This window comes from Enterococcus gallinarum, from assembly GCF_021496385.1.
In the GTDB taxonomy this organism is placed as follows: Bacteria; Bacillota; Bacilli; order Lactobacillales; family Enterococcaceae; genus Enterococcus_D; species Enterococcus_D gallinarum.
In genome coordinates, this window is sequence record NZ_CP050816.1 from 2,115,085 (window position 1) to 2,127,871 (window position 12,787).

Sequence of the window (12,787 nt, forward strand, 5' to 3'; positions counted from 1 at the left end):
GAATCAAATCTTTTCAATTACTCATTTATTTTTAAATATAGACTTGGAGTGTGAATGAATGGCAATGATAGAATTTAAAGACGTGGAAAAGTACTACGGCAAATTCCATGCATTAAAAAACATAAATATTGAATTTGAAAAAGGTGAAGTCGTTGTTGTGATTGGTCCTTCAGGATCCGGAAAAAGCACGATGCTTCGCACAATCAATGGATTAGAAACGATTTCTTCTGGTCACTTACTGATCAATGGCAAAGATCTTTTCAGTAAAGATGTCAAATTGACAGAGATTAGAAAAAACATCGGAATGGTCTTCCAGCATTTCAATCTTTACCCCAATAAAACCGTGTTAGAAAACATCACTTTGGCTCCCATTAAAGTATTAAAACAAAATGAACAAGAAGCGATTGCCTTAGCCGAAAAACTGTTGAACCGTGTAGGCATGCTGGACAAAAAAGATTCTTATCCATCCATGTTGTCTGGCGGACAACAACAGCGGGTGGCTATTGCCCGAGGATTAGCCATGACACCAGAAATGTTGCTTTTCGATGAGCCAACTTCTGCACTGGATCCAGAAATGATCGGTGATGTTTTAGACGTGATGAAAAAAATCGCCAGTGAAGGCATGTCCATGATCGTGGTGACTCATGAGATGAGTTTTGCCCGTGAAGTAGCCGACCGGATCGTTTTCATGGCAGAAGGCCAAGTATTAGAAGATCGTCGCGACGTCGATGGCTTCTTTGAAAACCCAAGAGACGAACGGGCCAAACAATTCTTAAGCAAGGTAACCAATCATTAGGAGGAAAGTAGCTATGAGCAAAAAAATCAGTACAGTGCTGCTCCTTGTATTCGCGCTCATGACCTTTTCTGCTTGTAAAGGCCAAAGTGCTGCAGAACGTGATGTGTTAGCGAGCAGCAAAGAAAGCAACCAAATCATCTGGGGAGTCAAGAATGATACCCGATTATTTGGATTGATGGATATTGCGACAGCTGAAGTCCGCGGATTTGATATCGATATCGCTAAAGCAATTACTGAGCATATTTTAGGACGTGACGGAAGTGCTATTTTTGTCGAAGTCACATCAAAAACTCGAATTCCGCTATTAAAAAATGGCAATATCGATGCAATCATCGCTACGATGACCATCACGGATGAACGGAAGAAACAAGTAGATTTTTCTGATGTTTATTTCGATGCTGGACAATCTTTATTAGTAGCCAAAGATAGCCCGATTCAGGGAATCGAAGATTTAAATGCCAATACGACGGTTTTAGTCGTCAAAGGATCGACATCAGCGATCAATATCCGCAAGGCAGCGCCGGAAGCAAAAATCTTGGAGTTAGAAAATTATGCCGAAGCCTTTACTGCATTACAGTCAGGACAAGGCGATGCGATGACGACAGATAATGCGATCTTATTGGGGATGGCCAGTGAAAATCCCAACTATCATTTAGTTGGCGGTACATTTACAAATGAACCTTACGGAATAGCTATCGATAAAGGACAAGAGCCTTTCTTGAAAGCCGTCAACCAGGCATTGAAAGAAATGCATGAAGACGGTACGTATGATGAAATTTATCAGAAATGGTTCCCTGATGATGCATCTGGGAAAGTTGATTAAAGGAGGAAATTTGCATGCTTGAATTGTTTCAAACTTACGGCGACCAGTTTTTCTCTGGTTTCAAATATACGATTTTCTCCAGTTTACTGGCTTTATTCTTTAGTTTAGTGATTGGTACATTGATGGCGATATTTCAGCTGTCTACCAATCGATGGGTCAAAGGGATCGCTAAAGCGTATGTCGAGTTTTTCCGAAATATTCCTTTGTTGATCATCGTGATGTTCTTTTATGTCGTGGTGCCGATGTATTGGGTGACTTTTGACGGATTTCAAGCGGGAACGATCGGCTTGACCATCTATACGTCTGCGTTTATTGCAGAAACGATTCGTTCTGGAATCCAGACAGTTCCTAAAGGGCAGATGGAGGCTTCTTTGTCCTCTGGATTCACGTACAGCCAGGCCATGCGCTACATTATTTTACCGCAGGCTTTTAAAATCGTTGTTCCGCCACTAGGAAATCAGTTTATCAACTTGGTCAAAAATTCATCGATTTTAGCAATGGTAGCTGGTCTTGACATTATGTATCAAGGTGACTTGATTGCCAGTGAAACCTTTAATACTTTCGACACCTATATTATTGTCGGAATCTTTTATTTGATTATCACATTACCATTATCCTATTTAATGGTTTATCTTGAAAGACGTTGGGCTGTACGCTCATAGAAAGGAGACACTAAATGGAATTTTTCGAAGCTTTTTCTGCCATCAATCTTCGGTTTTTGATCGACGGTCTCCGAGTAACGATCGAAGTCTCCGTCTTATCGATCATCTTTAGTTTTCTGATTGGCGGCCTTGCAGGAGTCTTGCGTTTCACTAACATTCCGTTCTTTTCAAAGATTTTAGGTGTAGTGATCGATGTGATTCGAAACCTGCCGTTGCTGCTGATTATTTTCTTCACGTACTTTGCATTGCCGCAGATCGGTATTCGTTTCAATATTTTCTGGTCTGCAGTTGTGGCATTGACGATTTTTGAATCTGCCATGCTCTCAGAGATTTTTCGAGCGGGGCTTAATGCCGTACCAAAAGGGCAAATGGAGGCTGGTTTGTCTACCGGTTTGAGTTATGTCCAAGTGTTGCGAAGCATTGTGATGCCGCAAGCTTTTAAAGCCATGCTGCCTGCGATCGTTAGTCAATTGATCTCATTGATCAAAGATACGTCATTGGCAGTGATTATTTCACTTCCAGAACTGACTCACCATGCTCGAATTATTTATGGACAAAATACCAATTATGTATTGCCAATGTTTCTTGCGATGACTGTGCTGTACTTCATCGTCTGCTATGCCTTATCGCTGCTTTCTCGCTTCTTGGAAGCACGTCAGTATAATTACTGATTTCTTGAGGCTGCATAGAAACAGTGATTACTAGATCCGAATGACCTTTGATGTCATGCAGTTGCTTTCCTTGGACGAGAGTAGCCAGAGCATCGGAGGTTTTCGGATCTTTTTTTGACCGCAATAGGTTCATTGCTTTCTTGGATAAAGCAATACTTGAAAAATCAGTAAAAAAAGTCCAAAATGGAACTTAGACAAATTTCTTTCTTTCATTAAAAAGGATGGACAACTATGACAAATAAACAACCCATTGGCTTTATCGATTCTGGTGTTGGCGGATTGACCGTTGTTAAAGAAGCGATTAAGCAATTGCCCAATGAACATATTATTTATCTTGGTGATACTGCACGCTGTCCCTATGGGCCGCGTCCGGCAGAACAAGTCATCGAGTATACATGGCAGATGACCGAATTTTTATTGCAGCAAAACATCAAAATGTTGGTGATTGCTTGTAATACGGCTACGGCTGTCGCATTAGAAGAAATCAAAGAAAAATTATCGATTCCGGTAATCGGAGTCATACTGCCTGGCTCTCGAGCTGCTGTCAAAGCAACAAAAAACCAACAGATCGGTGTCATTGGAACTGCGGGTACTATTAAGAGCAATGCGTATGAAGAAGCAATCAAGCTTAAATCACCTCGTTCTGTGGTAGTTAGCTTGGCTTGTCCCAAATTCGCGCCTATTGTTGAAAGCAATCAAGCGCAATCATCGGTTGCCAAAAAAATCGTTGCCGAAACACTGCGCCCCCTCAAAAATAAGAAATTAGATACGTTGATTTTGGGTTGTACTCATTATCCTTTGTTGCGGTCTTTGATCCAGAACGAGATGGGGAGCCAGATCCAGCTGATTGATTCCGGTGCAGAAACAGTGGGTGAAGTCAGCATGCTGTTGGACTACTTTGCTATTGCCAATACAAGCCAAATGACCCAAGAACCGGAATATTTTTTTTATACGACAGGTTCAACAAAATTATTTGATGAAATTGCGAACGAATGGTTGAATGTACCGGTCCATTCGCAACATATCACATTAGGAGGAAATTAAATGCGCCATGATGGCAGAAAAGCGGGAAGTATCCGTCCAGTAGAAATCAAAACAAATGTATTCAAACATCCAGAAGGATCCGTCGTGATCTCATTTGGTGATACCACAGTTATTTGTTCCGCAACGATCGAAGACCGAGTGCCGCCTTTTTTACGGGACTCAGGGAAAGGCTGGGTGACGGCAGAATACAGCATGCTGCCGCGAGCAACGAATACCCGTAATCGTCGAGAAAGTGCAAAAGGAAAGCTGTCTGGTCGGACAATGGAGATCCAGCGACTGATCGCCCGTTCGTTACGGGCAGTGGTAGACTTGGAAAAGTTAGGTGAACGTAGCATTGTAGTCGATTGTGATGTCATCCAAGCGGATGGCGGCACTCGAACAGCTAGTATCACCGGTGCTTTTGTGGCTTTGCGATTGGCGATCGATCAATTATTGACCAACCATAAGCTAACGGAAGATCCTATTAAAGAACATCTTGCTGCCATCAGCGTAGGAATTTTACCTGATAACACTTGTGTCACTGATTTAGACTACGAAGAAGATTCTGCGGCTGCTGTAGATATGAATCTCGTAATGACAGAGTCAGGCCGTTTCATTGAGATTCAAGGAACTGGGGAAGAAGCGACATTTGATGGTCAGCAATTGAACGAAATGCTGATTTATGGCAAAACAGCCATTGAAGAGCTGATTGCCTATCAAAAAGAAGCATTGCTGATCCAAGAACAGCCCCAATACGTTATTCCTGAGAAGACGATCGTGATTGCCACTGGTAATCCTGGCAAAGCACGAGAATTCACCGCAGTTTTTGGTGCTGCTGGCTATGACGTTCGGACATTGAAAGATTATCCCGCATTACCTGATGTTGAGGAAACAGGAACGACTTTCGAAGAAAATGCTCGGCTGAAGGCAGAAACGATTGCAAAAATTCTTGGGCGACCTGTTCTAGCGGACGATTCGGGCTTAAAAGTGGATGCATTAGGTGGTAGACCCGGTGTTTACTCGGCACGTTTTGCGGGTGAACAAAAAAGCGATGCTGCAAATAATGCCAAATTGTTGTACGAATTAACTGATATCCCAGATGAACAACGAACAGCACAATTCCATTGTACATTGGTCTTTGCAGCTCCTGACAAAGAAAGTCTCGTAGTCGCTGCCGATTGGCCAGGCAGAATTGGCCGCATTCCTCGGGGAGAGAACGGTTTTGGCTACGATCCATTGTTTATCCCTGTTGGTTCAGATAAAACGGCTGCTGAAATGAGTGGAGAAGAAAAGAATCAAGTGAGTCATCGTGGTCAAGCCATCGCGAAACTACGCAATGTATGGCAAGAGTGGTTGGAAGGAGAACAAGCATGAAATATTTAATCGTTAGCGATAACCATGGCGATCGTCAAATTCTCGTTGATTTGCTAGCAGAATTTTCTGGGAAAGTGGATACCTTTATCCATTGTGGAGATTCGGAACTGCAACCAAGCGATCCCCTTTGGCAAACCTATCAAGTGGTTGGCGGAAATTGTGATTACAGTCCGGAATACGAGGATGCAAAGATTATCAAAACGCCTCTCGACACGATTTATGTGACCCATGGTCATTTGGCAGATGTTCGTTTTGGCGTGACAACACTCGGACTTCAAGCACAACAAGCTGATGCGTCAATTGCTGTATTTGGTCACACCCACCAGATTGCCTGTGAGAAGGTGGGGCATCGACTATTCTTGAATCCGGGCAGTATTTCTCAACCGCGGGGACCTATTCAAATCAAAAGTTTTGCCATCATAGAAAGTACTGAAAAGCAGTGGATCGTTCAATATTATGATCGTACGTTTAATGAAATCGCTGATTTGCATTTTATTTTTGAGCGCTAAGAAAGCGAAATCAAAAGTAAAAAATTCATTATAAATAAGCAGTTTTACGATATCTTTTTGATTTTTCTAGTAAAATAGAAAAGTAGCTGTGAAATGGAGGCATTCAGATTGATTGGTCAAACAGTAGAAAAAATATTATTAGAAAATCAAGAAAGTTTTTTAGTACCTGCAGAAAACGTTGCAACGGTTCTTTACAATCATCCATTAAACCATGCGTTACTCGTTTTATCGAAAGTCGGCTATTCCAAGATTCCGGTCCTAGATAGTGAGGATCATCTTGTTGGATTGATCAGTTTATCGAACGTGGTCGAAAGAATGATGGACCTGACTGGGTTTAGTATGGACAACTTAGAAGGCTTGACGGCCGCAGACGTGATGGAAGTCAATGTGGCTTGTATCAAAGAAGATGGCGAATTAGAAGACATGCTTCATCTCTTAGTGGATCAGGCATTTTTGCCCATCGTCAATGAGGAAAATGTCTTTGTAGGAATCATTACCCGAAAAGAAATCTTAAAATCTGTCAATCACCTAGCACATGAATTAGAGAAACGGTATATGCTGATCTCAAAAGAGGCCAGTCCTACAGACGAATTACAAGTCATCTAATAATGTATAAAAAAGCACCCCGAAAAAATCATCGGGGTGCTTTTAACGTTTAAGCGGTCAATTGACGCCAATGATTGGCGCACTAGGAATGGTGTAGCCTTTAGCAGTCAGTGCATCGATTGAAGCCGCTAAAAACTCTTCTTTTAGTTTCCACTGAGTTCCGTTGGTAACATACATCGTTGTCCGGATCGCAAAATTATTGTTGCCAAGGTCGACAACACCAAAAATTGCTGGTTTCGTTTGGATCTCTTCCTCGTGAGCAGCAGCCACTGTTTGATTGACTTCGTCAATGATCGACCGGATATCATCTAAGCCCTCTGATGGCAAGATACGCACATCTACAACGACTTGCATATTGGCTCGTGAAGTGTTGCTGATCGTAGTGATATTCCGATTCGGGATATAATGGACAGTCCCATCCACGGATTTTAACTGAACCGTTCGAATACCGACAGCTGTAACTGTTCCTTCTAATGACAAATTCGTCAAACGGATATAATCGCCGACATTGATTTGTTGCTCAGTAATGATAAAAAAACCAGTGATCAGATCATTCATAAAGCCTTGAGCACCTAGTCCCAGTGCCACCCCAGCAATCCCAGCCCCCGCTAAGAGTGAACCAACAGGCACGCCAATCGTTGACAATAACGCATATACAAAGAAGAAACCTAATGTATAGTGGACGATATTGCGGATCAGCGCATGGATCGTGTTGATTCGACTGGCATTATAGGTTCCTTTTTTCTCGTAGGAACGATAAATTCGTTCGATGACATAATTGCTGATTTTCAGCAAAATACCAAATAAAATAATCAAAAAAAGCAGCATCAGAACTTTTTGGATCAAGATACCAACAATAGCCTCCCAATCAATGTTTTGCCACCATTTCTGCAAGGCATTCAATTGTTTTGCGGCAGGCTCCGTCAAGCTGGATCCTGTCGAATCCGTTGTAGCATCTGTCAAAAGTCGTAACATAAAATCCCTCCATCTATCAATAAGTCTATTTTATAGGAGAAAAAACAGAAATGCAAAATTCACTTGTTAAATTTTTATAAAAAGATGAACAAATAAGGGAATATCATTAGTTAGCAAAGAAACAGCAAAAACTCGTCTCTTGGCATAGACCAGTCAAGAGACGAGCACGAGTACATGTGATCATAGAATTACGATAAGTGAACACCTTTATCGACAAAAATCACTTCTCCGATGATACCGCTAGACAATGGACTAATCAGAAAGGCACATGTGTTGCCGACTTCTTCGATGGTCACACCAACATGATCAGGAGTACGATCTTCAGATAATTGGATCAGCTTTTGATAATCTTTTACACCTGTCACAGCCAGTGTTTTGATTGCTCCTGCAGAGATGGCGTTGACCCGGATTTTTTGCGGGGATAATTCTGCAGCTAAATAGCGAACGCTTGATTCGAGAGCAGCCTTAGCAATCCCCATCATGTTATAGTTGGGTACAGCACGTTCTGAACCTAAATAGGTCAAGGTAACGATTCCGGCATTTTCTGCCAAGAGGGGTTTGGCATATTTAGTAACAGCGATCAATGAATAGCTGCTGATATCTTGTGCTAGTGCATAGCCATCTCTTGATATATTTAAAATATCACCTGAAAGATCATCTTTGTTGGCGTAAGCGACAGCATGGACGACGCCATGGATTTCGCCTGCATAGTCTTTGATGGTTTCAAAAGCTTTCGCGATACTCTCATCATTTGCAACATCACATTCAACCGTATACTCATTTTCCTCTAGTAGCCGTTCAAGAGGTTTTTTCATGCGTTCGTTTTGATACGTATAGATGACTTCAGCGCCTTGTTCTTTTAGCGCTTGCGCACAGCCCCAAGCGATACTGCGTTTGTTGGCTACGCCCATCACGACAACTTTTTTTCCAGTTAAGAAACTCATAATTCCACTCCTTAATAGTTTGCATAATAATCAATAATGACGATCGATAGTGGGTCCCACTATCATGATTTCTAATTATTATTCATAATTGTTTGATTGTCAAACTATTTTTTTCTTAATAAATATTTAGTTGCGAAAAAATCAGAACTATGATACTTTGATAATCAAACTATAATATTTTTTTAAGCAAGGAAGGGAACCCCATGAAAAAACTATTGACAGAAACAGAAGTCATGGACTTGATTCCAAATCGCTATCCGATCATTTATATCGATTACGTTGATGAGATTGAATCAGGGAAGAAGATCATTGCCACGAAAAATGTGACGATCAATGAAGATTTTTTCCAAGGACATTTTCCAGGAAATCCAGTGATGCCAGGAGCGTTGATTTTAGAAACATTGGCACAAGCAGGTTCGATCTTGATTTTGAAATCGGATGAATTTCAGGGAAGAACTGCTTATATTGGCGGGATCAACAAAGCAAAATTCCGTCAAAAAGTTGTTCCCGGCGATACCTTGAAACTTGTTTTTGAGATTACAAAAATCAAAGGTTCTGTAGGGACAGCCAATGCTGTGGCAACTGTGGAAGGAAAAAAAGCAGCGGAGTGTGAATTTACCTTTATTGTTGGAGAACAAAAATAAAATAAAGACCAGTGCCTTTAAGGGAAATTTTCAAAGGCATTGGTCTTTTTTGCTTACTTAGCTTCTTGTAAAATCTTGATGGATTTGATTTTGACAGGATCTTTTGGCGTAGAGTCTTCTCCGTTGCTATTCGCCTCACCGGTCGTTTCGGCTTTGGCAATTTTGTCTACGACCTCCATTCCTTCAATGACCTGACCAAAGACTGTGTACTTACCATCTAGTGTCGGAGCACCACCATCTTTGTAGGCGTCAATGATTTTTTGAGGATAAAATTGGATTGCTCGTCCATCAGAGACATCATCATGGTTTTGAACAATAAAGAATTGACTTCCTTGGCTGTTGGGAGCGCTGGATTTTGCCATCGATAACGCGCCGCGGATATGGTAAAGCTGTTTGGATATTTCCTCGCCAAACCCTTTGCCCCAAATGCTTTCTCCACCAGTTCCGTCACCGTTAGGGTCGCCGCCTTGGATCATAAAATCTTCGACGATTCGATGGAAAGTCAAGCCATCGTAGTAGCCATTTTTGGCATGAGTCATAAAGTTTTCGACAGCTTTTGGTGCAATTTCTGGGAATAATTTGATTTTGATCGTGCCTTCTGTGGTCTCAAGTGCAACAAGATCTTCATTTTCTTTTACTTCAGTGGACAACTGCGGCAGTTCCAGAGAATTTAAGTCTACAGATTCTGATGTGGTTGTTTTATCCGAAGAACTAGAAGTAGTTGTTGTATCATTGCAGGCAGTTAATAGAAAGAGGCTAGTTGCTGCCGCCAACGTTAGTATCATTTTTTTCATTTGAGTAAGATCCTTTCATTACTAGACTGTCTTTATCATATCAAAATTTAGCTGGAGTGAAAAGCAGGTATCTATTAAAACCAATAGGAAAGGTGTAGACCACTTATCGGTTGTTTGCTATAATGAAAGAGGATTCATGAACAAAAAACGGATAGAATTTTTAGGAGGTTTGACGGATGGGAAAATTAGGTATTTCAGTTTATCCAGAACGATCAACGTTTGAGAAAGACAAGGCTTATCTTGATTTAGCACACAAATACGGCTTTAAGCGTGTGTTTACAAGTTTGCTGCAAATCGAAGATGATAAAGAAAAAGTATTGGCAGATTTCAAGCAGGTAGTGGATTATGCCAATCAATTAGGAATGGAAGTCATGGTGGACATCAATCCTGGTCTCTTTGATCAATTAGAGATCTCATATGATGATCTTTCATTCTTTGATGAAATGGGTGCTTATGGTGTCCGTTTGGATATCGGTTTTACCGGTGCCGAAGAAGCGCGTATGACGCGTAATCCTTATGGCATTAAAATTGAGATCAATATGAGCAGTGGGACAAACTACGTAGACAATATCATGAGTTATTCGCCAAATACGAATAATTTATTAGGCTCTCACAATTTTTACCCTCATCGATATTCAGGTTTGGGTTATGACCATTTTGTGTATTGCTCAGAAAAATTCCGTCGTTACAACTTGAACACAATGGCTTTTGTGAATTCTCACGAGGCAACATTTGGTCCTTGGCCAACACAAGATGGGCTTTGTTCGTTGGAAGATCATCGTGATCTGCCAATCGCTACTCAAGTCAAACATTTGGTTTTGACAGGATTAATCGATGATATTTCAGTGGGAAATGCCTATGCATCAGAAAAAGAGTTAGCTGCAATGGCAGAAGCCTTCAACGCTGACTATCCTACCTTAAAAGTAGATGTTGCTGAAGGGATTACAGAAGACGAGCGCATCTGTTTATTTGATAATCTTCATGGTTATCGCGGGGATCGCTCAGAATATATTTTGCGGTCGACGATGACTCGAATTTACTACAAAGATAAGCCATTCCCAGCACATGATACCCATGATATGACTCGCGGTGATATTTTGATCGATAACGTCGGTTATGGGCAATACAAAGGTGAAACTCAGATCGCATTGAAAGAAATGAAGAATGATGGCCGTGTCAATGTCGTAGGAAAAATTGCTGCAGATGAACTGTTTCTACTGGATTTCTTGAAACCATGGTCAAGCTTTAAACTAAAAGACAGCAAAGACGAATAAGACGCTTTGTTTTTCCAAAGAACTGCTCTTTTTGAGCGGTTCTTTTTGTTTAATGGCTTTCGTCCGTGCAGAGTGGGGAAAAAAAGGCACGTTTCTACATGTGGATGAGATTAATGGTAAGAAGGTGAGGACTGTTGAAAGGAGCCGCCTGCTAGCAAAAATTTCTTTACTTTTTACTTCTCTGCTCTTTACATAGCAGCACTTGGTAGCGCTTGTTGAAGTGTTAGTTTGATTGTTTTTCGTTTTGGTCCTATTGACAAATCAAAAGTAAAAGGGGTATTTTGTACTAGAATGTTTTTTAGGAGGGAGCAACCAGAACGGTGTTTTTTATTATTGAAACGTTATTGTTATTTATCGTTACCATTCGTCTGGCTGGTTTTTTGTCGATTTTCTTACTGATTGCTATTTTCCAGCAAAAGCGGAAACGACAACATATGACCAGTCAAGAATGGGAGACATATTTTACCAAATTAGGGACTGATGGCTTTCTTTGGCGCTTATATGGCTGTTTTTTTGCCGTTTTAGGGGTCTTTGCGGTCATTAATACATTTTATTTTTGGCATCAGATGTGGGTGTATGGGATCACGTTGATGTTGGCGGGCGGATTTCATCTTTATTTCAAATATCGCCTGAATAAGGAGCAGATTCAAGCGCGCTTCTTGAAATAATCAACCAATAATTATATTATGTAAACTTGTTGTCGAGGAGGAACAAAATGAAACTACGCTGGAAGATCGCCATTTTAGTGGGAGTGCTTTTGATAGCAGGCTTGGGCTATGCCGGAAATTATTTTTATAATTACGCAGTTGTCCCATCAGAAAAAGATTTTTTAAAAGGTGATACCTCTGGAACGGACAAAAGCAATGCGAATCCTGAAGCGGAGGAGTGGTTTACCGCTCCGGAAAATCGTCAAATGTGGCAACTTGAATCCTCAGATGGATTGATGTTGTCCGGAATTTACTTGCCTGCCCAAAAATCACAGCACAAAACAGTGATTGTCGCCCATGGTTATATGGGAAACGCAGAGACGATGGGAGTTTATGCGAAGATGTTCCATGATCTAGGATATAACGTATTGGTTCCTGATGCCCGCGGTCATGGAGAAAGCCAAGGCGATTATATAGGATTTGGATGGCCAGAACGGAAAGATTATGTCCAATGGATCGATCAAATCTTAAAAGAAAGCGGCAAGGAAGAATCCATTGTTTTATACGGTGTAAGTATGGGAGCTGCTACCGTGATGATGACCAGTGGCGAAAAGTTGCCTGCCAACGTAACAGCGATCATTGAGGACTGCGGTTATGCTTCTGTAAATGAGGAATTGAGCTATCAGTTGGATCAATTATTTGGTTTGCCAGCATTTCCTTTGATCAATGTCACTAGTCTGGTTACCAAGCTAAGAGCTGGTTACTTCTTTGGCGAAGCAGATGCCGTGAAACAGCTGCACAAGAACACTCGTCCAATGTTCTTCATCCATGGTGATTCGGATACTTTCGTTCCTTATTCAATGTTGGCAGAAGTTTATGCTGCTACAGATGCGCCAAAAGAAAAATGGGTAGTCAAAGGGGCGGAACATGCCCAAAGCTACACGAAAGATCCAAAACGTTACCAGGAAAAAATTGCGGCATTCCTTGAAAAGTATGATCACTTGCCAGAATAGCAAAAAAAGAGCGAAGATCTACGGATCTTCGC

At 41.2% G+C, this 12,787-nt stretch carries 15 protein-coding genes; 12 read left to right on the plus strand and 3 right to left on the minus strand.

Annotated elements, in window-relative coordinates; translation table 11 throughout:
• Positions 1 to 58 precede the first annotated feature (58 nt).
• The 8 genes from HED61_RS10495 to cbpB all read left to right on the plus strand — a co-directional run bounded on the left by HED61_RS10495 (position 59) and on the right by cbpB (position 6,464).
• Entirely contained in the window at positions 59 to 796 is a 738-nt protein-coding gene (locus tag HED61_RS10495; RefSeq protein WP_003126679.1) for an amino acid ABC transporter ATP-binding protein, read from the plus strand.
• A 13-nt stretch (positions 797 to 809) separates the two neighbouring features.
• A complete protein-coding gene (locus HED61_RS10500) occupies positions 810 to 1,619 on the plus strand; it encodes a transporter substrate-binding domain-containing protein (RefSeq protein WP_003126678.1) in 810 nt (269 codons plus the stop codon).
• A gap of 14 nt (positions 1,620 to 1,633) precedes the next feature.
• On the plus strand, positions 1,634 to 2,281 hold the full coding sequence (locus HED61_RS10505) for an amino acid ABC transporter permease (protein WP_003126676.1): 648 nt from the start codon (positions 1,634 to 1,636) through the stop codon (positions 2,279 to 2,281).
• 14 nt (positions 2,282 to 2,295) lie between these two features.
• Entirely contained in the window at positions 2,296 to 2,952 is a 657-nt protein-coding gene (locus tag HED61_RS10510; RefSeq protein WP_003126675.1) for an amino acid ABC transporter permease, read from the plus strand.
• Positions 2,953 to 3,183: 231 nt separating this feature from the next.
• The gene (gene racE / locus HED61_RS10515; protein ID WP_003126674.1) at positions 3,184 to 3,996 is read left to right on the plus strand and encodes a glutamate racemase; all 813 of its coding nucleotides are present in this window, start codon (positions 3,184 to 3,186) and stop codon (positions 3,994 to 3,996) included.
• Positions 3,997 to 5,349 (plus strand): ribonuclease PH, encoded by a 1,353-nt coding sequence (gene rph / locus HED61_RS10520; protein ID WP_219645316.1) that lies wholly within the window; start codon positions 3,997 to 3,999, stop codon positions 5,347 to 5,349. It begins immediately after the preceding gene.
• On the plus strand, positions 5,346 to 5,858 hold the full coding sequence (locus tag HED61_RS10525; RefSeq protein ID WP_060814328.1) for a metallophosphoesterase: 513 nt from the start codon (positions 5,346 to 5,348) through the stop codon (positions 5,856 to 5,858). The genes rph and HED61_RS10525 overlap by 4 nt, the downstream gene beginning before the upstream one ends.
• A gap of 108 nt (positions 5,859 to 5,966) precedes the next feature.
• Positions 5,967 to 6,464, plus strand: a complete 498-nt coding sequence (gene cbpB, locus HED61_RS10530) for a cyclic-di-AMP-binding protein CbpB (RefSeq protein WP_005473224.1) — start codon at positions 5,967 to 5,969, stop codon at positions 6,462 to 6,464.
• A 57-nt stretch (positions 6,465 to 6,521) separates the two neighbouring features.
• Here the strand turns inward: cbpB and HED61_RS10535 are convergent, their stop codons facing one another.
• The gene (locus HED61_RS10535; RefSeq protein WP_003126669.1) at positions 6,522 to 7,439 is read right to left on the minus strand and encodes a mechanosensitive ion channel family protein; all 918 of its coding nucleotides are present in this window, start codon (positions 7,437 to 7,439) and stop codon (positions 6,522 to 6,524) included.
• A gap of 188 nt (positions 7,440 to 7,627) precedes the next feature.
• A complete protein-coding gene (gene fabI, locus HED61_RS10540) occupies positions 7,628 to 8,383 on the minus strand; it encodes an enoyl-ACP reductase FabI (protein WP_003126668.1) in 756 nt (251 codons plus the stop codon).
• Positions 8,384 to 8,586: 203 nt separating this feature from the next.
• Between fabI and fabZ the strand changes: the two genes are divergently transcribed.
• Positions 8,587 to 9,027, plus strand: coding sequence for a 3-hydroxyacyl-ACP dehydratase FabZ (gene fabZ / locus HED61_RS10545; RefSeq protein ID WP_003126667.1), 441 nt, complete (start codon positions 8,587 to 8,589; stop codon positions 9,025 to 9,027).
• 53 nt (positions 9,028 to 9,080) lie between these two features.
• Here fabZ and HED61_RS10550 read toward each other — a convergent pair whose 3' ends face one another.
• Complete coding sequence (locus HED61_RS10550; protein ID WP_003126666.1) at positions 9,081 to 9,821, minus strand: peptidylprolyl isomerase; 741 nt, start codon at positions 9,819 to 9,821, stop codon at positions 9,081 to 9,083.
• A 176-nt stretch (positions 9,822 to 9,997) separates the two neighbouring features.
• Here HED61_RS10550 and HED61_RS10555 point away from each other — a divergent pair, with 176 nt between their 5' ends.
• From HED61_RS10555 to HED61_RS10565, 3 genes are all read left to right on the plus strand, one after another.
• Positions 9,998 to 11,095 (plus strand): DUF871 domain-containing protein, encoded by a 1,098-nt coding sequence (locus HED61_RS10555; protein ID WP_029486837.1) that lies wholly within the window; start codon positions 9,998 to 10,000, stop codon positions 11,093 to 11,095.
• Between the two features lie 320 nt (positions 11,096 to 11,415).
• Positions 11,416 to 11,763 (plus strand): hypothetical protein, encoded by a 348-nt coding sequence (locus HED61_RS10560; protein WP_219645317.1) that lies wholly within the window; start codon positions 11,416 to 11,418, stop codon positions 11,761 to 11,763.
• Positions 11,764 to 11,810: 47 nt separating this feature from the next.
• The gene (locus HED61_RS10565; protein ID WP_138371856.1) at positions 11,811 to 12,755 is read left to right on the plus strand and encodes an alpha/beta hydrolase; all 945 of its coding nucleotides are present in this window, start codon (positions 11,811 to 11,813) and stop codon (positions 12,753 to 12,755) included.
• Positions 12,756 to 12,787 lie beyond the last annotated feature (32 nt).

Excerpts from the sequence above, each read along its gene's own strand:
- HED61_RS10535 (WP_003126669.1), bottom strand. The coding sequence starts at position 7,439 with ATGTTACGACTTTTGACAGATGCTACAACGGATTCGACAGGATCCAGC.
- HED61_RS10505 (WP_003126676.1), top strand. The coding sequence starts at position 1,634 with ATGCTTGAATTGTTTCAAACTTACGGCGACCAGTTTTTCTCTGGTTTC.
- HED61_RS10565 (WP_138371856.1), top strand. The coding sequence starts at position 11,811 with ATGAAACTACGCTGGAAGATCGCCATTTTAGTGGGAGTGCTTTTGATA.
- HED61_RS10550 (WP_003126666.1), bottom strand. The coding sequence starts at position 9,821 with ATGAAAAAAATGATACTAACGTTGGCGGCAGCAACTAGCCTCTTTCTA.
- HED61_RS10510 (WP_003126675.1), top strand. The coding sequence starts at position 2,296 with ATGGAATTTTTCGAAGCTTTTTCTGCCATCAATCTTCGGTTTTTGATC.
- racE (WP_003126674.1), top strand. The coding sequence starts at position 3,184 with ATGACAAATAAACAACCCATTGGCTTTATCGATTCTGGTGTTGGCGGA.
- fabZ (WP_003126667.1), top strand. The coding sequence starts at position 8,587 with ATGAAAAAACTATTGACAGAAACAGAAGTCATGGACTTGATTCCAAAT.
- fabI (WP_003126668.1), bottom strand. The coding sequence starts at position 8,383 with ATGAGTTTCTTAACTGGAAAAAAAGTTGTCGTGATGGGCGTAGCCAAC.
- HED61_RS10555 (WP_029486837.1), top strand. The coding sequence starts at position 9,998 with ATGGGAAAATTAGGTATTTCAGTTTATCCAGAACGATCAACGTTTGAG.
- rph (WP_219645316.1), top strand. The coding sequence starts at position 3,997 with ATGCGCCATGATGGCAGAAAAGCGGGAAGTATCCGTCCAGTAGAAATC.
- HED61_RS10495 (WP_003126679.1), top strand. The coding sequence starts at position 59 with ATGGCAATGATAGAATTTAAAGACGTGGAAAAGTACTACGGCAAATTC.
- HED61_RS10500 (WP_003126678.1), top strand. The coding sequence starts at position 810 with ATGAGCAAAAAAATCAGTACAGTGCTGCTCCTTGTATTCGCGCTCATG.
- HED61_RS10525 (WP_060814328.1), top strand. The coding sequence starts at position 5,346 with ATGAAATATTTAATCGTTAGCGATAACCATGGCGATCGTCAAATTCTC.